Here is an 8,387-nt window from a genome sequence, read left to right on the forward strand (position 1 = left end):
TGTAAGTGTCTGGTGTTCAGTCGTGTGCTCTTGCGCTCGGGCCCCGGACCCCCGCTCCTCAAACGCCGGAGGGGCTGAATGTGCCGCCGGAGGGGCTGGATGTGCCGCTGGAGGGGCTGGATTTTCAGGCGCTGGGATTCCAGCGTTTCGTCAGGGTGTACTCCGTGATCCCCGGGGGGTAGTCGGGGATCACGGCCACCACCTCGTAGCCGTGTCTGCGGTAGAAGTCCGGGGCCTGGAAGTCCCAGGTCTCCACGCGGGCGGCGGTGCAGCCGCGTCCGGTGGCGGCCTGTTCGGCCTCGGTCAGGAGCCGGGTGCCCAGGCCCGTGCCGCGGTGGCGGTCGTCGACCCACAGATAGGTGACGTGCAGCCAGGCCGTCCAGGTGTGGCCCGCCAGACCGCCGGCCAGGCCGCCGTCCTCGTCCAAGGCCCAGACGTGGAGCGGAAGTTCCCGTTCACCTGGGGTTCCGCGCAGCGCGCGCAGCACCGGCGACGCCGCCGTGTTCGTGTCCAGCAGCCGTCTGCGGAGCAGATCCCGACGCTCTTTGTCGTCTCCTGTCTCGATACGAAACATACGACTCACCATAAACGCGCTGGCCAACCAGTTCTGCAAATTGCCTTCCGCTCCCGGTCCTCGCCCGTACTCTGATGGACAGTGCCGGTGGGGGCCGGTGCTGATCAGGGGGCGAGACAGTCGGGTACGACGCCCGAAGTGGGGGTAGCACTTCCAGCACGGCGGCGGCCGTGCGGCGAAGGCACCTCTTTTTCCGGGTCGCAAGCGGGCCCGGGATCACCTCGGGCGCCGTACCCGTACGGATCGTCCCCCGACAGTGGGGGTTTCTGTGGTTCGCATCCGAGTACTGGTCGTCGACGATCATCGCATCTTCGCCGAGTCGCTCGCCGCCGCGCTCGCGGCCGAGCCCGATGTCGACGTGTCCGCCGCCGGCAGCGGTCCGGCCGCGCTGCGCTGCCTCGAACGCGCGGCGGCCGAGGGCCGCCGCTTCGACGTGCTGCTCGTCGACGCCGACCTGGGCGGCAATCTGCCCGGCATGCGCCCGGCGGTGCCCGTCCAGGAGAGCAACGAGGACGGCCTGGTCGACGGCATCTCGCTGGTCGCCGGAGTGCGTTCGGGACAGCCGGGCGTACGGACCGTCGTGCTGGCCGAGAAGGACGACCCGCGCCGGGCCGCGCTCGCCCTGCAGGCCGGGGCCTCCGGATGGGTCGCCAAGGACTGCTCGCTGTCGCGGCTGCTCACCGTCATACGGGGTGTCCTGCGCGACGAGACCCATCTGCCGCCCGCCCTGCTCACCGGGGTGCTGCGCGAGCTCACCGCCGCGCGCAAGCACCGCACCGAGAGCGAGCGGCTCGTCGAGTCGCTGACGCCCCGCGAGCGCGAGGTGCTGCGGTGCATGGTCGCCGGGCTCGGGCGCAAGGCGGTGGCGGAGCGGCTGTTCCTGTCGCCGCACACCGTCCGCACCCATATGCAGAACGTCCTCGGCAAGCTCGGGGTGCACTCCACCCTCGCCGCCGTCGCCCTGGCCAGGCGCGCCGGTGTCGGACCCGTCGACCTAACCGGGGATGTTGTCGAACGGGGCGGTCAACTGGCGTAGCAGTCCGGCCAGCTCACCGCGCTGCGCCCGGCTCAGCTCGGCGAGGATCGCCCGCTCCTGGTCGAGCAGACCGGCCAGCGCCTGGTCGGCGCGGTCGCACCCCTCGTCCGTGAGGCGCACGAGCACGCCCCTGCGGTCGCTCGGGTCCGGGAGGCGCTCCACCAGACCCTTCTTGGTCAGACGGTCGATGCGGTTCGTCATCGTGCCGGAGGTGACGAGCGTCTGGGTCAGCAACTGCCCGGGAGAGAGCTGATACGGGGATCCCGCGCGCCGCAGCGCCGTCAGGACGTCGAACTCCCAGGGCTCCAGGCTGTGCTCGGCGAAAGCGAGCCGGCGCGCGCGGTCCAGGTGCCGGGCCAGCCTGCTCACCCGGCTGAGCACCTCGAGCGGTTCCACGTCGAGGTCCGGGCGCTCCCGGCGCCACGCAGCGACCAGCCGATCGACCTCGTCCTCCATGACGATCAGTGTAGTGGTTGTGTCGACATGAAGTCTCTTGATGTAGAGTTTCTCGATCGCGAGTCTCTTGACGTCGAGATATATTTCCTGTGAGGCTGGAGACCCGAACGGTCCGGTCACCGCCGCCCCTTCAGCGGTCCGCGACCCCCGCGGCGACTTCGAGGAGGCCACCCATGGCTGCCACCCCCACCTGGGACCCGGGTCAGTACCTGCGCCACTCCCGGCACCGGGCCCGCCCCTTCGCCGACCTTCTCGCCCAGGTCTCCGGTCTTCCGCGCGACCCCGCCCGCATCGCCGACCTCGGCTGCGGCCCCGGCAACGTCACCGTCCAGCTCGCCGCCCGCTGGCCCACCGCCCGCATCACCGGCTACGACAACTCCGCCGACATGCTGGCCAGGACCGAGGAGCACGCCGGTCCCACGGCCGGCGGCGGACGGCTCGACTTCGCCCACGCCGACCTCACCGACTGGGTGCCCGCCGAGACGTACGACCTGATCACCTCGAACGCCGCCCTCCAATGGGTGCCCGGCCACCTGGACTCGCTGCCGGGCTGGCTCGACGCCCTCGCGCCCGGCGGCACCCTCGCCTTCCAGATGCCGCACAACACCGACGCCCCGCTGCACGTCCTCCTGCGCGAACTCGCCACCTCCCCGCGCTGGAAGGGCCTCCTCGGCGACACCATCCGCCCCGCCGACTCGGTCCACGACCCGCTCGTCTACCTGGGCCGGCTGGAGAGCGCCGGCTGCCGGACGGACGTCTGGGAGACCACGTACATGCAACTGCTGACCGGTCCCGACCCCGTGCTCGACTGGGCGAAGGGGACCGCGCTGCGGCCCGTGCTGACCGCCCTCGCGGACGACCCCGAGGCCGCGGACACCTTCCTCGGCGCCTACCGGGACCTGTTGCGCGAGGCCTACCCCGCCCGGCCGTACGGCACGGTCCTGCCGTTTCGCCGGCTGTTCGCCGTGGCCCGGAAGGAGGTCTGATGCTCACCGCGCTCGACCATGTCCAGCTCGCCGCCCCGCCGGGCTCCGAGGACCGGCTGCGCGCGTACTACGTCGACGCCCTCGGCATGACCGAGACGCCCAAGCCGCCCGTCCTCGCCGCCCGCGGGGGCTGCTGGTTCCGGGCGGGGGCCGTCGAGCTGCACCTCGGGATCGAGGCGTCCTTCCGTCCCGCGAAGAAGGCCCACCCCGGGCTGCGTGTCACCGGCATCGACGCCTGTGCCGCACGGATCGCGGCCGCCGGCTTCCCCGTCATCTGGGACGAGGACCTGCCCGGCCACCGGCGCTTCTTCTCCGAGGACCCCGTCGGCAACCGCCTCGAATTCCTGGAGCCGGCCCCGGAGCCGGGCTGAGGCGCTTCCCGCGGAGGCGCTCCTCGCGCGAGGAGATGGATGGGCCCGGCGCGACTTTGCGGACACGGCCTAAGCCTTGCGATGCCCTATCAGCCGGGGCTTCGGCTCCAGACCGTCCAGGCCGTGCCACGCCAGATTCACCAGATGCGCGGCCACCTCCGCCTTGCGCGGCTTGCGGACGTCCAGCCACCACTGGCCCGTCAGCGCGACCATGCCGACCAGGGCCTGGGCGTACAGCGGCGCCAGCTTCGAGTCGAAGCCGCGGCTCTTGAACTCGCGGCCCAGGATGTCCTCCACCTGGGTCGCGATGTCCGAGATCAAGGACGCGAACGAACCCGTCGACTGCGGGATGGGGGAGTCACGGACCAGGATGCGGAACCCGTCCGTGTACTCCTCGATGTAGTCCAGGAGAGCGAACGCCGCCTGCTCGCACAGCTCACGCGGATGGCCCGCCGTCAGCGAACTGGTCACCATGTCCAGCAGCCGCCGCATCTCGCGGTCCACCACCACCGCGTACAGGCCCTCCTTGCCGCCGAAGTGCTCGTAGACCACCGGCTTGGAGACGCCGGCCTTGGCCGCGATCTCCTCCACCGATGTGCCCTCGAAGCCCTTGGCCGCGAACAGGGTGCGGCCGATCTCCAGCAGCTGCTGACGGCGCTCGGCGCCGGTCATGCGGGTGCGGCGAGCGCGCCGCGGCTTTTCGTTGCTGCCCGGGGTGCTGCTGGAGTCGGTCGCCACGCCGTCAATCATGCCGCTTCAGCGGTTTCCGTCTTGCGTCGGGAGCCGTTCCCGTCGTCGTTGCGCCGTGAATCGATACGCGAGCGTGACGGCCAGCGCACGTCGTAGGCCCAGCCGAGCTGCTCGCACCAGCGGATGATCCGCGCCGACGAGTCGAGCTGGCCGCGGTCCACACCGTGCCGGGCGGACGTCGGGTCCGAGTGGTGGAGGTTGTGCCAGGACTCTCCGCACGAGAGCACCGCCAGCCACCACACGTTGCCCGAACGGTCACGCGACTTGAACGGACGCTTGCCGACCGCGTGGCAGATCGAGTTGATCGACCAGGTCACGTGGTGCAGCAGCGCGACCCGGACGAGTGACCCCCAGAAGAACCCGGTGAACGCGCCCCACCACGACATCGTCACCAGACCGCCGATCAGGGCCGGCAGGGCGAGCGAGAGCAGGGTCCAGAGGAGGAACTGACGCGAGATCGCCCGGATCACCGGGTCCTTGACCAGATCGGGCGCGTACTTCTCCTGCGAGGTCCGCTCCTCGTCGAACATCCATCCGATGTGCGCCCACCACAGGCCCTTCAGCAACGCCGGGACCGTCTCGCCGTACTTCCACGGCGAATGCGGGTCACCCTCGGCGTCGGAGAACTTGTGGTGCTTGCGGTGGTCGGCGACCCAGCGCACGAGAGGGCCCTCGACCGCCATGGATCCCGCGACCGCGATCGCGATCCGCAGCGGCTGCTTCGCCTTGAACGAGCCATGCGTGAAGTAGCGGTGGTAACCGATCGTGACGCCGTGGCAGCCCAGGTAGTAGAAGAAGACCAGCAGACCGAGATCCAGCCAGCTCACCCCCCACCCCCAGGCCAGCGGCACCGCCGCCAGCAGAGCCAGGAACGGAACAGCGATGAAGAGAAGAAGGGTGATCTGTTCGAGTGACCCCTTCTTCTCGCCGCCGAGGGTCGCGGCGGGGAGCGAGGTGCCGTCGTCCGCCCGCGGGGCGTCGTCGATCACATCGGAACTCGTGGTCATGGGCGTCCCCTGTGGGGTTCGAGGGTGAGGAACGGCGGGGAAGAGTGTCCGGGTGCGAAACCCAGGGTCTCCCCGTTGGCCGACGGGAATACCTACGGGTCCGTAACCTACGGCGTCGTAAGTATGTCAGCGCGTAGCCCGGCGGCAAGAGCCCGTGAGCCTGCGCGTCCGAGGGGACACCTATCCTTGGTATCGGTCGGACAGCGCGGTCCGTTCTGATTTCTTCCCGGTTGCCACCTCTCCAAGCGGCACCCGCCGCGCGCGGTCGTCACCCGGGTTCCCTCCCAGACGAGCTTCAGACGAGATTCCCCCACTCTTCGGACGAGCTTCACCACTGCAAGGAGCCGCACCTGTGAGCAGTGCCGACGACCAGACCACGACGACCAGCAGCGCACTGCGCGCCGACATCCGCCGCCTGGGCGACCTGCTCGGCGAGACCCTCGTCCGGCAGGAGGGTCCCGAGCTCCTGGAACTGGTCGAGAAGGTCCGCCGCCTGACCCGCGAGGACGGCGAGGCCGCCGCCGAGCTGCTGGGCGGCACCGAACTGGAGACCGCCGCCAAGCTGGTCCGCGCCTTCTCGACCTACTTCCACCTCGCCAACGTCACCGAGCAGGTGCACCGCGGCCGCGAGCTGCGCGCCAAGCGCGCCGCCGAGGGCGGCCTCCTCTCCCGTACGGCCGACCGGCTCAAGGACGCCGACCCCGAGCACCTGCGCCAGACGGTCAAGAACCTCAACGTCCGCCCGGTGTTCACCGCCCACCCCACGGAGGCGGCCCGGCGCTCGGTCCTCAACAAGCTGCGGCGTATCGCCGCGCTCCTCGAGACCCCGGTCATCGAGGCCGACCGCCGCCGCTACGACACCCGCCTCGCCGAGAACATCGACCTCGTGTGGCAGACCGACGAGCTCCGCGTCGTGCGCCCCGAGCCCGCCGACGAGGCCCGCAACGCCGTCTACTACCTGGACGAGCTGCACGCCGGCGCCGTCGGCGACGTCCTGGAGGACCTCACCGCCGAACTCGAACGCGTCGGCGTCGCCCTCCCGGACGACACCCGCCCCCTCACCTTCGGCACCTGGATCGGCGGCGACCGCGACGGCAACCCGAACGTCACCCCCGACGTCACCTGGGACGTCCTGATCCTTCAGCACGAGCACGGCATCAACGACGCCCTGGAACTCATCGACGAGCTCCGCGGCTTCCTGTCGAACTCCATCCGCTACACGGGCGCGACCGAGGAGCTCCTGGAGTCCCTCCAGTGCGACCTGGAGCGCCTGCCGGAGATCAGCCCCCGCTACAAGCGCCTCAACGCCGAAGAGCCCTACCGCCTCAAGGCCACCTGCATCCGGCAGAAGCTGGAGAACACCAAGCTCCGCCTGGCCAAGGGCACGCCCCACGAGGACGGCCGCGACTACCTCGGCACCGGCGAGCTGCTGCGCGACCTCACCCTCATCCAGTCCTCGCTGCGCGAGCACCGCGGTGCCCTGTTCGCCGACGGCCGGATGAACCGCACCATCCGCACGCTGGCCGCGTTCGGCCTCCAGCTCGCCACCATGGACGTACGCGAGCACGCGGACGCCCACCACCACGCCCTCGGCCAGCTCTTCGACCGCCTCGGCGAGGAGTCCTGGCGCTACGTGGACATGCCGCGCGACTACCGCGCCAAGCTCCTCGCCAAGGAACTGCGCTCCCGGCGCCCGCTCGCTCCCACTCCCGCGCCGCTCGACGCCGCCGGACAGAAGACCCTCGGCGTCTTCGAGACCGTCAAGAAGGCCCTGAAGATCTTCGGCCCCGAGGTCATCGAGTCGTACATCATCTCGATGTGCCAGGGCGCGGACGACGTCTTCGCCGCCGCCGTCCTCGCCCGCGAGGCCGGACTCCTCGACCTGCACGCCGGCTGGGCCAAGATCGGCATCGTGCCGCTCCTGGAGACCACCGACGAGCTCAAGGCCGCGGACACGATCCTGGAGGACATGCTCTCCGACCCCTCCTACCGCCGTCTGGTGGCGCTGCGCGGGGACGTCCAGGAGGTCATGCTCGGCTACTCCGACTCCTCCAAGTTCGGCGGCATCACCACCTCGCAGTGGGAGATCCACCGCGCTCAGCGCCGGCTCCGCGACGTCGCCCACCGCTACGGCGTACGCCTGCGGCTCTTCCACGGCCGCGGCGGCACCGTCGGCCGCGGCGGCGGCCCCTCGCACGACGCGATCCTCGCGCAGCCCTGGGGCACCCTCGAGGGCGAGATCAAGGTGACCGAGCAGGGCGAGGTCATCTCCGACAAGTACCTCATCCCGTCCCTGGCCAGGGAGAACCTGGAGCTGACGGTCGCCGCCACCCTCCAGGCGTCCGCCCTGCACACCGCCCCCCGCCAGTCCGACGAGGCCCTCGCCCGCTGGGACGCCGCCATGGACGTCGTCTCCGACGCCGCCCACGCCGCCTACCGCGCGCTCGTCGAGGACCCCGACCTGCCGACGTACTTCCTTGCCTCCACGCCGGTCGACCAGCTCGCCGACCTGCACCTGGGCTCGCGGCCCTCCCGCCGCCCCGGCTCGGGCGTCTCGCTCGACGGACTGCGCGCCATCCCGTGGGTCTTCGGCTGGACCCAGTCCCGGCAGATCGTGCCCGGCTGGTTCGGCGTCGGTTCCGGCCTCAAGGCGCTGCGCGAGGCGGGCCTGGACACCGTGCTCGACGAGATGCACGAGCAGTGGCACTTCTTCCGGAACTTCGTCTCGAACGTCGAGATGACTCTCGCGAAGACCGACCTGCGGATCTCCCGCCACTACGTCGACACCCTCGTCCCCGACGAGCTCAAGCACGTGTTCGCCGTCATCGAGGCCGAACACGCGCTCACCGTGCGCGAGGTGCTGCGCATCACCGGCGGCGAGAAGCTGCTCGACACCAACCCGGTGCTCCAGCAGACCTTCGCCATCCGTGACGCCTACCTGGACCCGATCTCCTACCTCCAGGTCGCCCTCCTCAAGCGCCAGCGCGACGAGGCCGCGGCCGGCCAGGCGGCCGACCCGCTGCTCTCGCGGGCCCTGCTCCTGACCGTCAACGGTGTGGCGGCGGGCCTGCGCAACACCGGCTGAGCCGGCGACGCCGGTCCGGTGGGGCAACCGCCGGGCCGGCGGAGCACACGGGAAGCCTGGGTGTACACGTTCTTGATCTGGCCGCCCCAGTCCACGCAGTGGCCCTTGCCGTACACGTACGT

At 70.6% G+C, this 8,387-nt stretch carries 8 protein-coding genes; 4 read left to right on the plus strand and 4 right to left on the minus strand.

Annotated features, from left to right (window positions below):
- Window positions 1-124: 124 nt before the first annotated feature.
- Entirely contained in the window at window positions 125-586 is a 462-nt protein-coding gene (locus tag ACWEBX_RS35135; RefSeq protein WP_451888817.1) for a GNAT family N-acetyltransferase, read from the minus strand.
- 256 nt (window positions 587-842) lie between these two features.
- Here ACWEBX_RS35135 and ACWEBX_RS35140 point away from each other — a divergent pair, with 256 nt between their 5' ends.
- Window positions 843-1,610: a response regulator transcription factor gene (locus ACWEBX_RS35140; protein ID WP_326787288.1), complete on the plus strand. Its 768-nt coding sequence runs from the start codon at window positions 843-845 to the stop codon at window positions 1,608-1,610.
- On the opposite strand, the gene ACWEBX_RS35145 is transcribed toward ACWEBX_RS35140, so the two are convergent.
- Entirely contained in the window at window positions 1,569-2,066 is a 498-nt protein-coding gene (locus tag ACWEBX_RS35145) for a MarR family winged helix-turn-helix transcriptional regulator (RefSeq protein WP_261703948.1), read from the minus strand. The two genes, ACWEBX_RS35140 and ACWEBX_RS35145, sit on opposite strands and share 42 nt — an antisense overlap.
- A gap of 173 nt (window positions 2,067-2,239) precedes the next feature.
- Between ACWEBX_RS35145 and ACWEBX_RS35150 the strand changes: the two genes are divergently transcribed.
- Both ACWEBX_RS35150 and ACWEBX_RS35155 read left to right on the plus strand, forming a co-directional pair.
- Window positions 2,240-3,052, plus strand: a complete 813-nt coding sequence (locus ACWEBX_RS35150) for a trans-aconitate 2-methyltransferase (protein WP_451888818.1) — start codon at window positions 2,240-2,242, stop codon at window positions 3,050-3,052.
- Window positions 3,052-3,423 carry a glyoxalase gene (locus tag ACWEBX_RS35155; RefSeq protein ID WP_451888819.1) on the plus strand — a complete coding sequence of 124 codons (372 nt, stop codon included), beginning with the start codon at window positions 3,052-3,054 and terminating at the stop codon, window positions 3,421-3,423. The genes ACWEBX_RS35150 and ACWEBX_RS35155 overlap by 1 nt, the downstream gene beginning before the upstream one ends.
- A gap of 69 nt (window positions 3,424-3,492) precedes the next feature.
- Here the strand turns inward: ACWEBX_RS35155 and ACWEBX_RS35160 are convergent, their stop codons facing one another.
- Window positions 3,493-4,173, minus strand: coding sequence for a TetR/AcrR family transcriptional regulator (locus ACWEBX_RS35160; protein ID WP_356461698.1), 681 nt, complete (start codon window positions 4,171-4,173; stop codon window positions 3,493-3,495).
- Window positions 4,170-5,180 (minus strand): acyl-CoA desaturase, encoded by a 1,011-nt coding sequence (locus ACWEBX_RS35165; protein ID WP_451888820.1) that lies wholly within the window; start codon window positions 5,178-5,180, stop codon window positions 4,170-4,172. Before ACWEBX_RS35165 ends, ACWEBX_RS35160 begins: the two co-directional genes overlap by 4 nt.
- Window positions 5,181-5,532: 352 nt before the next feature.
- Here ACWEBX_RS35165 and ppc point away from each other — a divergent pair, with 352 nt between their 5' ends.
- Complete coding sequence (gene ppc / locus ACWEBX_RS35170; protein WP_451888821.1) at window positions 5,533-8,265, plus strand: phosphoenolpyruvate carboxylase; 2,733 nt, start codon at window positions 5,533-5,535, stop codon at window positions 8,263-8,265.
- Window positions 8,266-8,387: the final 122 nt, after the last annotated feature.

The sequence above is a fragment of the Streptomyces sp. NPDC005070 genome (genome assembly GCF_053600395.1).